General features: G+C 61.1%; 12 protein-coding genes. 6 read left to right on the top strand and 6 right to left on the bottom strand.

Features of this window, described 5'->3' with window-relative positions:
* Window positions 1–59 precede the first annotated feature (59 nt).
* Complete coding sequence (locus tag NE357_RS00235) at window positions 60–1,676, top strand: EAL domain-containing protein (RefSeq protein WP_169428249.1); 1,617 nt, start codon at window positions 60–62, stop codon at window positions 1,674–1,676.
* Here NE357_RS00235 and NE357_RS00230 read toward each other — a convergent pair.
* Window positions 1,673–3,463, bottom strand: a complete 1,791-nt coding sequence (locus NE357_RS00230; protein ID WP_169428248.1) for a KinB sensor domain-containing domain — start codon at window positions 3,461–3,463, stop codon at window positions 1,673–1,675. The two genes, NE357_RS00235 and NE357_RS00230, sit on opposite strands and share 4 nt — an antisense overlap.
* A 10-nt stretch (window positions 3,464–3,473) precedes the next feature.
* Window positions 3,474–4,820, bottom strand: a complete 1,347-nt coding sequence (gene algB, locus NE357_RS00225; protein WP_025112294.1) for a sigma-54-dependent response regulator transcription factor AlgB — start codon at window positions 4,818–4,820, stop codon at window positions 3,474–3,476.
* 427 nt (window positions 4,821–5,247) lie between these two features.
* On the opposite strand from algB, the gene NE357_RS00220 reads away from it, so the two are divergent.
* The 5 genes from NE357_RS00220 (at window position 5,248) to NE357_RS00200 (ending at window position 9,591) form a co-directional block, all read left to right on the top strand.
* Window positions 5,248–5,532 (top strand): hypothetical protein, encoded by a 285-nt coding sequence (locus tag NE357_RS00220; protein WP_169428247.1) that lies wholly within the window; start codon window positions 5,248–5,250, stop codon window positions 5,530–5,532.
* Window positions 5,533–5,599: 67 nt separating this feature from the next.
* On the top strand, window positions 5,600–5,764 hold the full coding sequence (locus tag NE357_RS00215; protein ID WP_003177151.1) for a DUF1328 domain-containing protein: 165 nt from the start codon (window positions 5,600–5,602) through the stop codon (window positions 5,762–5,764).
* Between the two features lie 2 nt (window positions 5,765–5,766).
* The gene (locus NE357_RS00210) at window positions 5,767–6,231 is read left to right on the top strand and encodes an inhibitor of vertebrate lysozyme family protein (protein ID WP_169428246.1); all 465 of its coding nucleotides are present in this window, start codon (window positions 5,767–5,769) and stop codon (window positions 6,229–6,231) included.
* Window positions 6,232–6,927: 696 nt separating this feature from the next.
* The gene (gene gltP, locus NE357_RS00205; protein WP_064379587.1) at window positions 6,928–8,259 is read left to right on the top strand and encodes a glutamate/aspartate:proton symporter GltP; all 1,332 of its coding nucleotides are present in this window, start codon (window positions 6,928–6,930) and stop codon (window positions 8,257–8,259) included.
* 102 nt (window positions 8,260–8,361) lie between these two features.
* A complete protein-coding gene (locus NE357_RS00200) occupies window positions 8,362–9,591 on the top strand; it encodes a nucleoside recognition domain-containing protein (protein WP_169428245.1) in 1,230 nt (409 codons plus the stop codon).
* A gap of 3 nt (window positions 9,592–9,594) precedes the next feature.
* On the opposite strand, the gene NE357_RS00195 is transcribed toward NE357_RS00200, so the two are convergent.
* Genes NE357_RS00195 through NE357_RS00180 form a run of 4 tightly spaced genes read right to left on the bottom strand, consistent with a single transcriptional unit; the run spans window position 9,595 to window position 13,106 of the window.
* Window positions 9,595–10,221, bottom strand: a complete 627-nt coding sequence (locus tag NE357_RS00195) for an ABC-type transport auxiliary lipoprotein family protein (protein WP_169428244.1) — start codon at window positions 10,219–10,221, stop codon at window positions 9,595–9,597.
* Entirely contained in the window at window positions 10,218–11,156 is a 939-nt protein-coding gene (locus tag NE357_RS00190) for an MlaD family protein (RefSeq protein ID WP_169428243.1), read from the bottom strand. Before NE357_RS00190 ends, NE357_RS00195 begins: the two co-directional genes overlap by 4 nt.
* Before the next feature lies 1 nt (window position 11,157).
* Window positions 11,158–11,961, bottom strand: coding sequence for an ABC transporter ATP-binding protein (locus tag NE357_RS00185; RefSeq protein ID WP_169428242.1), 804 nt, complete (start codon window positions 11,959–11,961; stop codon window positions 11,158–11,160).
* A complete protein-coding gene (locus tag NE357_RS00180) occupies window positions 11,958–13,106 on the bottom strand; it encodes an ABC transporter permease (protein ID WP_169428241.1) in 1,149 nt (382 codons plus the stop codon). Before NE357_RS00180 ends, NE357_RS00185 begins: the two co-directional genes overlap by 4 nt.
* Window positions 13,107–13,112: the final 6 nt, after the last annotated feature.

Genomic DNA, 13,112 nt, shown 5'->3' with positions numbered 1-13,112 from the left:
ACGGTCAGGGCGAAAAGGCAATCAGCAGCTATAACTCATTGGTAACTCTTCGGATATCCATGATGGTTGCCACCCGAGAGACACTGCGCAGCTGGTTTTATCGTCCGTGGTTTCTGGCGATGCTGGCGGCTGTCCTCAGCGCAGGCCTGCTGATCACTGGCGGGTTGTTCGTGGCTATGCACCAGGTCGAACAGAGCGAAAGCCAGGAAATGAACGCCCAGGGTGAGCGCTTCCTGGCCCGCCTGGAGCAGTTGTTCGGCCAGTTGCGTGAAAGCCTCGACGACCTCGAGGCCCAGCCCCTGCGCAGCTGCGACGACGAGATGATCGCTACATTGCAGCAGGTGACCTTCAACTATCGCTTTGTCTATGAAGCGGCCTACATGGATGCTTCGCGCATCTGCTCGAACCGTCCGCGCCAGGAAGGCCTGTCAGTCGTCCGTCCGCCGGACATCAAGGGCCCGACCTACAGCTATTGGCTGAACACCACCACCGAACCCGACGAAAACCGCGCGGCGCTGATGCTCGGACGCGGCAACTTTCGTGTGGCCACCTCTCGCGGGCATTTGACCGACATGGTCGACCTGTCCCCCGACAGCAGCCTGCTGGTGGTGCTGGATCACGGGACCCGGGCGATTCCAGTGCTCGGCGTGCCACAGGCCTGGCCGCCGACTGAACCGTGGCCGCCGCAATCCACCGACGCGCTGCAGGTGACTCAGACCCGTCTCATCTATCGCATGCCGACCGACAATCCGGAATATCAATTGGTATTGATCACACCGCGTACCGGCATGCATATCCCGCAATTGTGGTGGTGGATGGTGCCGTTCTGTGTGGTGCTGGGTGCATTGGTGGGGGTGGTGGTGTTCTGGGTCGTGCGCCAGCGCCAGTCACTGGACGCCGAACTGCACGGAGCCATTCGCCGGGGCGAACTGCAGGTTTTGTATCAACCGATCTTCGATCTCGACAGCCGCAACTGCGTCGGCGCCGAAGCCCTGCTGCGCTGGCGCCGGCCGGATGGCACGCTGACCAGTCCCGATCTGTTCATCCCGATGGCGGAAAACACCGGGCAGATTCGCCAGATGACAGACTTCGTCCTCCAGCGCCTGTTGGAGCAACTGGGCCAACTGCTGCGGGCCAATCCGCAGTTGTATATCTCAGTGAATCTGGCGGCATGCGATGTGATGGTGCCGCGCATCGGCCAGGTCATGGCGCGGCTGCTAAGCCTGCATCGGGTGGCGGCGCGGCAAATCGCATTTGAAGTGACCGAGCGCGGCCTGATCGATGTAGTGGTGGCCCGGGAAAACCTGCAAGCGTTGCGCGATGTGGGCCACCAAGTGCTGATCGACGATTTCGGCACCGGCTATTGCAGCCTCGCCTACCTGCAGACCCTGCCGGTGGACTGCCTGAAAATCGACAAGGCCTTCATCGACGCCCTCGGCCATGACGCGGCCAGCAGCGGTGTCGCGCCGCACATCATTCACATGGCTCAGGCACTGGATCTGAAAGTGATCGCCGAGGGTATCGAATATGAATCCCAAGCGGCGCTGCTCAGCAGCGAAGGCGTGAAGTTCGGTCAGGGCTGGCTGTTCGCCCATGCCTTGAGCGCCGTGCAATTCATTGAGCTGATCACCCGAGGACGACGGCTCGCCGGCCGCCGGATGGACGACGAAGCCTAAACTGCCAGCGCCATGTAGAACTGCGTGCCCTGCCCCGGCCGCGAATAGACGCCCATCCGCCCGCCATGCAGCTGGACAATTTCCTTGCACAATGCCAATCCGAGCCCGGCGCCACCCTTCTTGCGCCCGACCTGTACGAAAGGTTCGAAAATCCGGCCCTGCTGGCCGTAGGCAATACCTTCACCATTGTCCTCGACACTGATGATCACCCGCTCGCCGTGGCGGCGCGCCTGCAAGCGGATCTGCCCGTCGCGGGCGGTGTGGCGCAAGGCGTTGTCGATCAGGTTGTCCAGAACTCGATCCAACTGGGCCTGATCGGCCTGCAAACGTGGCAAAGGGCTCTGCACCTCGACATTCAACGCCACCCCCTTCTGCGCCGCCGCATCGGCAAAACGCAATTGCGCCTGGGCCAGCAAATCCTCGATGGAACACGGCGCCAGCGTGAGTTTCTGCAGGCCGCTCTGGTAGCGCGAAAAATTCAGCAGATCATTGATCAACTGCATCAAGCGCTGCATCTCTTCGTTGACGGTATCGAGCAGATCGGACTCACGGGACTCCGCCGGGAACTTTGCCCGTTCACGAAACAGCCCGAACGCCATGTGCATGCCGGTCACCGGCGTACGCAGTTCGTGGGAAGCACGCAGCACGAATTCGCTGCGCACCCGCTCGAACGCGCGCTGTTCGGTGACGTCGTGCAGCACCATCACCGCGCCGAGAATATGGCCCTGGGTATGGCTGACCGGGGTCAGGCTGTAAGTCAGCAGCCGGGATTCGCCATCGACCTCGACGCTCAAGTCTTCCGGTGCGCGCTCAAGGGTGCCGCCGCGCAATACCAGTTGCAGTTGCGCATCCAGTTCCGGACGCTGCAAGGCGCTGCCCAGTCCCTGGCCGAAACGGTCACTGTCCCAGCCCAGTTGTCGCTGTGCCACCGGGTTCAAGTGCTCAAGGTGCCCCTGACGGTCGATCATCAGCAGACCGTCGTCGATGCTGTCGAGCACCGCCTGCAAGCGCTGCTGGCCGGCCAGCAGTTCGTCGACATTGGTCGCCTGATGCTCGCGAAGGGCTTCGGCCATCAACCCGAAGCGCCGGGTCAGCAGATTGATTTCCATGGCCGAGGACACCGGCAGGGTTACTTCGAAATTGCCTTGGCCGATGTTGTCTGCCGCTTTCGCCAGGGCTTCGATCGGAGCCCCAAACCGGCGGGCAATCCCCTGGGCGGTGATGAAACCGATGATCAACACCGCCAGCCCCACCAGCCCGAGCAGGCCGGCAATCAGCAAGGCCCGGTCGCGGGCGGCGTGTTGTACGGAGTTGATGTTATCCAGCGCGTGCTTGTGCTCGGCGATCAACCCGTTGCGCAGGGTGTTGAAGCGCTCGCGCAGATCGCCACTGCCACTCAGGGCTGCAGCGGGGTCGCGGGAAACATCGAACGCCTGGAGGAAATTCAGATAATCCGCCTTGGCCTGACTGAACCCGTACTGGCGTCCATCGTCTTTCTGTTCCTGGGCGATGCCCTCGTCGAGCAGTTCGAAGTAACGCTGCTTGGACGCTTCGAAGGCCACCGGATCGGGCTTCTCGGCCAGCATCATGATCAATTGATCGCCCAAGGTCTGACGCAGCTTGAGCCCAAGATCGAGGGTGACGAAATTGTTGCGGATCAATGCCTCCTGAGTACCGGCCATTTGCATCACGCTGACCAGCCCGAGCATCAGCCCGAGCAAGGCCACGGTGATCAGCGCGGAAATGCTCAGGAACAAGCGGGTCCGCAACTTCATCGCCAGTTTCATCGGCGCACGCTCACAGGTTGTACTGCTTGCGCTTGCGATACAGGGTCGAGGCATCGATCCCGAGAGTCTTGGCAGCCTGGTCGAGGGTGCCGGCGGTCGCCAGCACCGCGCCGATGTGAGCCTTCTCGAGCTCATCGAGACTCAGGGCCGCGCCAACCCGCGGGGCATTGTTGGCCGGCTGTTCAGCCATGCCGAGGTGGCTGATCTCTACACGCTCCTGCGGACAAATGATACTCGCCCGCTCGACCACGTTGCGCAGCTCACGGATGTTGCCTGGCCAGCGGTAACCCAACAGCGCTTCCCGAGCCTCGTCGCTGAAGCCGCGGGCGGGACGGGCATATTCCTTCACGAAGCGGGCCAGGAAGCGGTCGGCCAGGGTCAGGATGTCTTCGGCCCGCTCGCGCAATGGAGGCAAATGCAGGGTGATGACGTTCAGGCGATACAGCAGGTCTTCTCGGAAACGACCGTCGCGCACCATGTCTTCAAGGTTGAGGTTGGTCGCCGCGAGAATGCGTACATCGGCGCGGCGGGTGACCGGATCCCCTACCCGCTCGTATTCCTTGTCCTGGATGAAACGCAGCAACTTGGGTTGCAACGTCAGAGGAAAATCGCCGATCTCGTCGAGAAACAGCGTACCGCCATCTGCCTGGTTGACCCGGCCCAGGGTGCTTTCGCTGGCCCCGGTGAACGCACCGCGACTGTGACCGAACAGCTCGCTTTCCATCAGTTCAGCAGTCAGCGACGGGCAATTGATGGTGACGCAGGATTTCTTCTCGCGCTTGCTCCAGCCGTGAATGGCCCGGGCCAGTTCACCTTTGCCGGTGCCGGACTCGCCGAGGATCAGGATATTGGCGTCAGTACTCGCCACTTGCCGCGCCGTTTCCAGAACGACTTTCATCGCCGGGCTGTGGGAATCGAGTCCGTCCTTGGGTTTGCGAATCTCGCCTTCGAGGGCTTCCAGACGCGCAGACAACTGGCGTACTTCAAGCTGCTTGGCGGTGGCCAGGCGCAACTGGTCAGGGCTGCAGGGTTTGACCAGGTAGTCGGCGGCACCGGCCTGAATGGCATCGACCGCCGTATCGACAGCCGAATGGGCGGTGACGATCACCACCCGCATCCATGGCGCCTGAATGCGCATCTGCGCCAGCACGTCGAGACCGTTGTCTTCGCCGAGGCGCAGATCAAGAAAGCACAGATCGAACACCTGACGCTGCAACAGCGCATCGGCCTGGGCCGCGCTGTTGGCGGTGGCAACCGTATAGCCTTCGTCTTCGAGGCAATAACGGAAGGTTCGCAGGATGGCGGATTCATCATCCACCAGCAGAATGCGGCCTTGATGCTCAGTGGCTGATTCCATTTTTCCTACGCTCCATAAGTGAATGTCTTGGGTTAGTCCCGGAAAAATCGGGCAAGTTGCATGGTTGATTCTGATCGATTCCAGTCATAGCAGGGTAGCTCTCTCCTGCTCTAACGGCTAATTAGCTGATTTTGTTGATTTTTTTCCAAATCGACGCTTTTCAGGCATTTGCCTGCTTATGTTTCTGACATCCACACCCTGCTCTCAATTCAAAAAGAATGATTTCTCCTACGAAACATTCGTGCATTTCGCACGACCGTGGATGACCCATCGTGCAGGATGCGTCGTCATAAATTTTCACACCACTCATAACTATCTGATTTTATTGAATTTTTTTAAACAAAAAAGCTGGCATGCCGGCTGCAATACCTCTCTCAGCCCGGGCAGATAAGCACTGCCCTAACCCAATAAGAGTGAGGAACCCAGGATGACTCGCCAACGTGCCGCCCAACTGCGTATCTCGCCCCTGCATCTTCAGCAGGGCCTGTTTGGCGCACTCGCGCTGTTGATCACCCTGCTCGCCTGCCAGCAGTACCTGCGCTGGGAACAGAGTCAGCACCCTGAACCCCTGATTTCCATGCAACACGCGACGCAGACACACTTCAGCGCCGTCAACAGCAGCCACGCCGAAAGCGGCGCAATGCGCATGATGGATGTCGACCAGCCTCAGCCGCTGGGCGACATGCCGCGTGAAGAACGCTGGGTTTTCTGATCCACGAATCTGGGCGCCGCTGCGCCGAGACCGGCAACATCCCTAAATAGAAACAAGGAGAATCACCATGTTGAGCTGGGCAATCACATTCCTGATCATTGCCATCATCGCTGCGGTACTGGGCTTCGGTGGTATCGCGGGCACCGCCACGGGTATCGCCAAGATTCTCTTTGTCGTATTCCTGGTGATGTTCATCGCCTCGTTCTTTTTCGGCCGTCGCGGCCGAGGTTGACCATGAGTGCTCTAAAGACACTGGCAGCCGCCCTGCTTCTGGGCGGCAGTGCCATGGCGATGGCGGCCAATGATGGCCAGACGCGGGTCAACGAACTGTTGAGTTCAGACCCGCAATACAGGGAGACCTGGGAAGGCGTGGTGAAGAAGGAAGAACGCCTGCCGGAATGGGTGATGAACCTCTCCGGTACGCCAGACCAACAGATGAATGCCGTCACTGAAGATGGCGACAAGTACCTGGTCGGGCCGCTCTGCGAATCGCAGGACAAGTGCCTCAACCACCGCTTGATCGTCGCGTTCAGCTTCGACAAGAAACACGCTTACGCCATGCTCGTCGATGTGCCTGAAGGACTGCCGGCCGACAAGTCGCCAACGCGACATGCCACCTACCGCTTCCTCGGCAAACCCGATCAGGGCATGCAGAATCTGTTGATGGAAACGCTCAAGAAGGATCCGAACTGGTATTGAACATGAGGGCAGCTGAAAGGCTGTCCTCCATTGCGCCCGCCCGAGGAAGGCCGGTGCATGACCAGGGGGCCGGGACGTTCTGACTGTTGCAGGGTCGGAGTGACCTACGGGTACAGGGAGTGCCTGCGATGAGGGCCGGGTCAGGGTAAAAGCTGCGACGCAAGTTCGCCAACCGGAACGGTTCGACGGACTTGCGCTGAGCTTTCAACGTGACAAAACGTTGATCCAGAGCGTTCTGCTCGTCGTTTTATCGCTCACACTGCGTGCGAAAGCATTTCGCGGTGTTTCCTGGCGACCGTATATCTAGAAAGAGTCGATCGAGTAAGTCGGACATTTAGTTTCCGGACGTAGGCTTTTTCCTAAATTTTTCGACGAAATCACTCGTTCAAAAAATAACCAACCTACGCTGTAATGGCCGGTTCACGGCACTTATGCCTGCCGAAATGTCGTATTCGAACCGGTTGGGACGCCAGTTTCATTTAAAAAAGCTCATGCCGATTCGGCATAGGGTAGGCGTTTACGGCATTAGACGGCGCAACCCCGCATGGGAATAGTTGCGCCTTTTTTCGCCTGCCGGAGAGCCGTAAACACGCGCTTCGGGGCACCTTATACGGAGGCAGATGCACAGACTTTTCCGCCAAGAGCGTTCCAGTTCCTGCATGTGCCTTGAGTCAAACGCAAGTAAGGGTAAAGAATATGAAGAAGGCAAAGCTTAGCCTCGCCTGGCAGATCCTCATCGGTCTGGTATTGGGGATTGCAATCGGTGCGTTGCTCAACCATTTCAGTGCCGAGAAGGCCTGGTGGATCAGCAACGTCCTGCAACCGGCAGGCGATATCTTTATCCGTCTGATCAAGATGATCGTGATCCCGATCGTCATCTCTTCCCTGATCGTCGGCATCGCCGGCGTGGGCGACGCCAAGAAGCTCGGGCGTATCGGCCTCAAGACCATCATCTACTTCGAAATCGTCACCACCATCGCCATTGTCGTCGGCCTGCTGCTGGCCAACCTGTTCCATCCGGGTGCCGGCATCGACATGAGCACTCTGGGCACCGTGGACATCTCCAAGTACCAGGCGACCGCCGCCGAAGTACAGCATGAACACGCGTTCATCGAGACCATCCTCAACCTGATCCCGTCGAACATCTTCGCCGCCATGGCCCGCGGCGAGATGCTGCCGATCATCTTCTTCTCCGTGCTGTTCGGTCTCGGTCTGTCGAGCCTGCAGTCGGACCTGCGCGAGCCGCTGGTGAAGATGTTCCAGGGCGTCTCGGAAAGCATGTTCAAAGTCACCCACATGATCATGAACTACGCCCCGATCGGCGTGTTCGCCCTGATCGCGGTGACCGTGGCCAACTTCGGTTTCGCCTCGCTGCTGCCACTGGCCAAGCTGGTGATCCTGGTTTACGTCGCCATCGCCTTCTTCGCCTTCGTGATTCTGGGTCTGATCGCCAAGATGTTCGGCTTCTCGGTGATCAAGCTGATGCGCATCTTCAAGGATGAGCTGGTCCTGGCGTACTCCACCGCTTCTTCGGAAACCGTACTGCCACGCGTGATCGAGAAGATGGAAGCCTACGGCGCACCGAAAGCCATCTGCAGCTTCGTGGTGCCGACCGGTTACTCGTTCAACCTCGACGGTTCGACCCTGTACCAGTCCATCGCGGCGATCTTCATTGCCCAGCTGTACGGCATCGACCTGTCGATCAGCCAGCAACTGCTGCTGGTTCTGACCCTGATGGTCACCTCCAAAGGCATCGCCGGCGTACCGGGTGTGTCCTTCGTGGTACTGCTGGCCACCCTGGGCAGCGTGGGTATTCCGCTGGAAGGCCTGGCCTTCATCGCCGGTGTCGACCGTGTGATGGACATGGCGCGTACCGCCCTGAACGTGATCGGCAACGCCCTCGCCGTACTGGTCATCGCCCGTTGGGAAGGCATGTACGACGACGCCAAGGGCCAGCGCTACTGGAACTCGCTGCCGCACTGGCGCAGCAAGGAAAAACTGCCGGCCGGCGAGATTTCCAAGAACTGATCGTCGCCCCTGTGTAGCCCTGACAAACCCCGGAGAAATCCGGGGTTTGTCGTTTCTGGCGACCCCGCTATCATTCGCCGCATCTTCCGGGGGATTTGACTGATGCTTAATGGCCTGTGGCTTGGCTTCTTCATCGTGGCGGCCGTTTCGGCGCTGGGGCAATGGCTGATCGGCGGCAACGCCGGGATCTTCGCGGCGATGGTGGAAAGCATTTTTGCCATGGCCAAGCTGTCGGTCGAGGTCATGGTGCTGCTGTTCGGCACGCTGACCCTGTGGCTGGGCTTCCTGCGCATCGCCGAGAAGGCCGGGATCGTCGAATGGCTGGCCAAAGCGCTAGGCCCGCTGTTCCTGCGGCTGATGCCGGAAGTGCCGGCGGGGCATCCGGCCATCGGCCTGATCACCCTCAACTTTGCCGCCAACGGCCTGGGCCTGGACAACGCCGCCACGCCGATCGGCCTTAAAGCCATGAAGGCGCTGCAAGAGCTCAACCCCAGTTCCACCATCGCCAGTAACGCGCAGATCCTGTTTCTGGTGCTCAACGCGTCATCCCTGACCCTGTTGCCGGTAACGATCTTCATGTACCGCGCCCAGCAAGGCGCGCCGGACCCGACGCTGGTGTTCCTGCCAATCCTTTTGGCCACCAGTTGCTCGACCATCGTCGGCTTCCTGTCGGTGGCGCTCATGCAGCGCCTGCGGGTCTGGGACCCAGTGGTGCTGGCCTACCTGATTCCCGGCGCGCTGATCCTCGGCGGCTTCATGGCGTTGCTCGCAACGATGTCGGCCACTGCGCTGGCAGGGCTGTCGTCGATCCTCGGCAACCTGACGCTGTTCGGTCTGATCATGTTGTTCCTGGTGATCGGCGCCTTGCGCAAGGTGAAGGTCTACGAGGCGTTCGTCGAAGGTGCGAAGGAAGGTTTCGACGTCGCCAAGAACCTGCTGCCGTATCTGGTGGCGATGCTCTGCGCCATCGGCGTGTTGCGCGCATCAGGCGCTTTGGATTTCGGGCTAGACGGCATCCGTCATCTGGTGCAGTGGGCCGGCTGGGACACGCGCTTTGTCGATGCGCTGCCGACCGCGATGGTCAAACCGTTCTCGGGCAGCGCCGCCCGGGCGATGCTGATCGAAACCATGAAGACCTCGGGCGTGGACAGCTTCCCGGCGTTGGTCGCGGCGACGATCCAGGGCAGCACCGAAACCACGTTCTACGTACTGGCGGTGTACTTCGGCGCCGTGGGCATCCAGCGCGCCCGGCATGCCGTGGGTTGCGCGCTGCTGGCCGAACTCGCGGGCGTGCTCGGCGCTATTGGCGTCTGCTACTGGTTCTTCGGTTAAGGCTCAAGGCCGGGCAGGTGGGGCAACTTTCTGCCCTTGCTCCACCGCCCACGCCACCACCTTCGCGGTGAGCCGATCACTGGCCTGACCAAACCCGGCAACCACCGCCGGGACTTTCACATCATTGAGCGGCTGACGCTCTTCGAAGCGGCGACTGGCGAGAATCCGCTGGTCATAACCGCGCACCAGCAATGCATCCACCCGCACCACCACGCTGGCCTGCGGGCCCTGATACTCGGTCTGAAACGCCTGCAGGCTACCGCCCAGTTCCAGGTCCGCCTGGAAGTTGCTGTCATCGGTGCTCAACAGCGATACCCGGCCATCGCGCTGGAAGCCATCGAGCAACCGGTTACGCACCAGCACCGGTGCCGGATCGCTCCAGCGCGAGGCCTTATAAGTGCTGATCACATCACCCTGAGGAATCACCGCGATGCCCGGCCGGTTCAGCGCTTCGCTGGCCTGCAGTTTGTTCAGGCGCAGCGACCAGTGCTGTGTCGCCGCCGAACTGGCCGAGGCGGGCGCCTGTGCCGCCGGCAGGCGATAGACATCCGACGGTTCGGACTTGGGCAGGATCGAACACGCGCTGATCAGCGTGAAGCCGGCGAGGAGGGCGAGGTGAGTCAGCTTCATGGCGTGAACTCCTTGTTCTTGTCACTGCCCAGCAGGTAACCACTGGGGTTGGCCTCCAGGCGTTGGGAAATGGCGCGCAGCGAATTCAGGGTTTCACGCAGTTCGCGGATCGCCGGGGCCAGACCGTTGAGACCCTGCATGCCGCTGTCGAGGGAATTCTGATTCTTGCTGAGCAGGCCGTTGATGGTGACGCTGCTTTGCTCCAGGGATTTCATCGCCTGTTCGGCACTGCCCAGCGCCTGTTTGCCCTGATCGTTGAGCAGGCCGTTGGCGTTGCGCATCAGCGCAGACGTCTGTTCGAGCATGTTGCCCGCCTGTTTGCCGACCGTCGCCAGTTGCTGCATGGCCTGACGCAGGTCACCGCGCTGATCGTTGATCGAACCGGTGGTCTGTTCCAGGTGTTCGAGGGTTTTGCTGACGCGCTCGATGTTGTCGGCGGAGAACATCTGATTGGCATTACTGAGCAACGTCGTGACCCCGCTCATCAAATCGTTGCTGTCACTGAGCAGCCTCGAGATGGGCGAGGGCGAGGCGACGATGGTCGGCAGATTGCCGTCATGGCCCTTGAGTTTCGGGCTTTGCGGCGTACCCCCGCTGAGCTGGATGATCGAGGTGCCGGTGATCCCGGCCAGAGCGAGTTTGGCCTCGGTGTCTTCCTTGACCGGCGTGTCGCCCGCCAGACGAATCCGTGCCAGCACCCGACGCGGGTCTTTCGGGTCGAGGCGCAGGCTGACCACATCGCCGACCTTGATCCCGCTGTACTGCACCGGGCTGCCCCGGGACAGGCCGCTGACCGCCTCGTTGAAGACGATTTCATAATCCTTGAACTCGGTGTCGACACTGGACTTGGCCAGCCACAGACCGAAGAGCAGGGCGCCCGCCACCACAATCACCGTGAACAGGCCGATCAACACATGATGGGCTCGGGTTTCCATGTCAGACCTCGTTGAGCAGTTTGGCGGCGTCAAGCGCCGAGCGGCCGCGAGGGCCGTGGAAATATTCGTGAATCCACGCGTCGTCGGTTTCCGAGACCACGTCGATGGGGCCTGCCACCAGCACTTTCTTCTGCGCCAGCACCGCCACCCGGTCGGTGATGGTGTAGAGCGTGTCGAGGTCGTGGGTTACCAGAAACACGCTCAGGCCCAGCGCATCGCGCAGCGTCAGAATCAATTGGTCGAACTGCGCCGCGCCAATCGGATCAAGGCCGGCAGTGGGTTCGTCGAGAAACAGGATGTCCGGGTCCAGCGCCAGCGCCCGTGCCAGCGCCGCGCGTTTGATCATGCCGCCGGACAGCGAGGCAGGGTACTTGTCCGCCGCCGACAGCGGCAGCCCGGCCAGCGCCAGCTTCACCGCCGCCAGATGCTCGGCGTCGTCGCGGCTGAGGCCGGCGTGTTCGATCAGGGGCAGGGCGACGTTCTCGGTTACGGTCAGCGATGAAAACAGCGCGCCTTTCTGAAACAGCACACCGAAACGCCGCTCGATCAGCGAACGCTCATGTTCCGGCAGGCTCGGCAGGTTCTGACCGAATACTTTGACCATGCCTTCACTGGGCTGGCGCAGGCCGACGATGCTGCGCAGCAACACCGACTTGCCGCTGCCGGAGCCGCCGACCACGGCCAGGATCTCGCCTTTGTACAAGTCCAGGTCGAGGTTCTCGTGCACGCTCTGGCGGCCGAAGCGATTACACAGGCCACGGACTTCGATCACCGCCTCGGAGGGCGTGCGGGGTAGACGACTCACCAACCCATCTCCATGAAGAACAACGCGGCGACCGCATCGAGCACGATCACCACGAAAATCGATTGCACCACACTGGAGGTGGTGTGGGCGCCGACCGATTCGGCGCTGCCGCTGACCTTGAAGCCTTCCAGACAGCCAATGGCGGCGATCAGGAACGCAAAGATCGGGGCTTTGACCAGGCCAACCAGGAAATGTTGAATCCCTATGTCGCTTTGCAGCAGCGACAGGAACATCGCCGGCGAGATATCCAGCGACACCGCGCAGACCACCGCGCCGCCGATGATCCCGCAGATCATCGCCAGAAAGGTCAGCATCGGCAGCGCCACCAGCAAAGCCAGCACCCGCGGCACCACCAGCAATTCCATGGGGTCGAGGCCGAGGGTGCGGATGGCGTCGATTTCCTCGTTGGCCTTCATCGAGCCGATCTGCGCGGTAAAGGCACTGGCGGTGCGGCCGGCCATCAGGATCGCCGTGAGCAACACGCCGAATTCGCGCAGGAAGGCGAAGCCCACCAGGTCCACGGTGAACACGCTGGCGCCGAAACTGGCCAGCACCGTCGCGCCGAGAAACGCCACCACGGCGCCCACCAGAAAGGTCAGCAACGCCACGATAGGTGCAGCGTCGAGGCCCGTCTGTTCGATGTGCGCAATCATCGGCGTGATCCGCCAGCGCTTGGGGCGAAACAGGCTTCGGGCGATGGTCTCAAGAATCAGGCCGACGAAGCCGAGCAGTTGCAGGGTGTCTTGCCACACCGTGTCGACGGCCCGGCCGATGCGGGTCAGCAATTGCACGCTGACGCTGATTTCCGGTTCCTTGACCGGCACGCAGAAGTCGGTCAGCGAGCGATAGACGGTTTGCAGCAACGCGCGGTCGGCCGTGGAAATCGTGCAATCGGGGTGTTCGGCGGATTGGCCCAGACGCTCGGAGCCGAGCAGTTCCACCAGCAGCGAGGCGCCAGCGGTGTCCAGGGCGCCGAGGCCGTTGAGGTCGATGGGGGTGCTGGCGTCGTACTGACCGCGGAGCGTTTCGCTCAGGTGCTTGAGCTCGGCGTAATGAGCAAGCGTCCAGTCCCCGGTGACCCGCAGGCGGGCAGGGCTGATCGAGGTGTCCAGACGGGCATTACCGGTCATCGAGCTGCTGGTCATAAGCTC

Source organism: Pseudomonas sp. G7(2022) (genome assembly GCF_052660475.1).
Note: the sequence above shows the minus strand (reverse complement) of the source record. Positions and strands in the feature narration are given on the sequence as shown.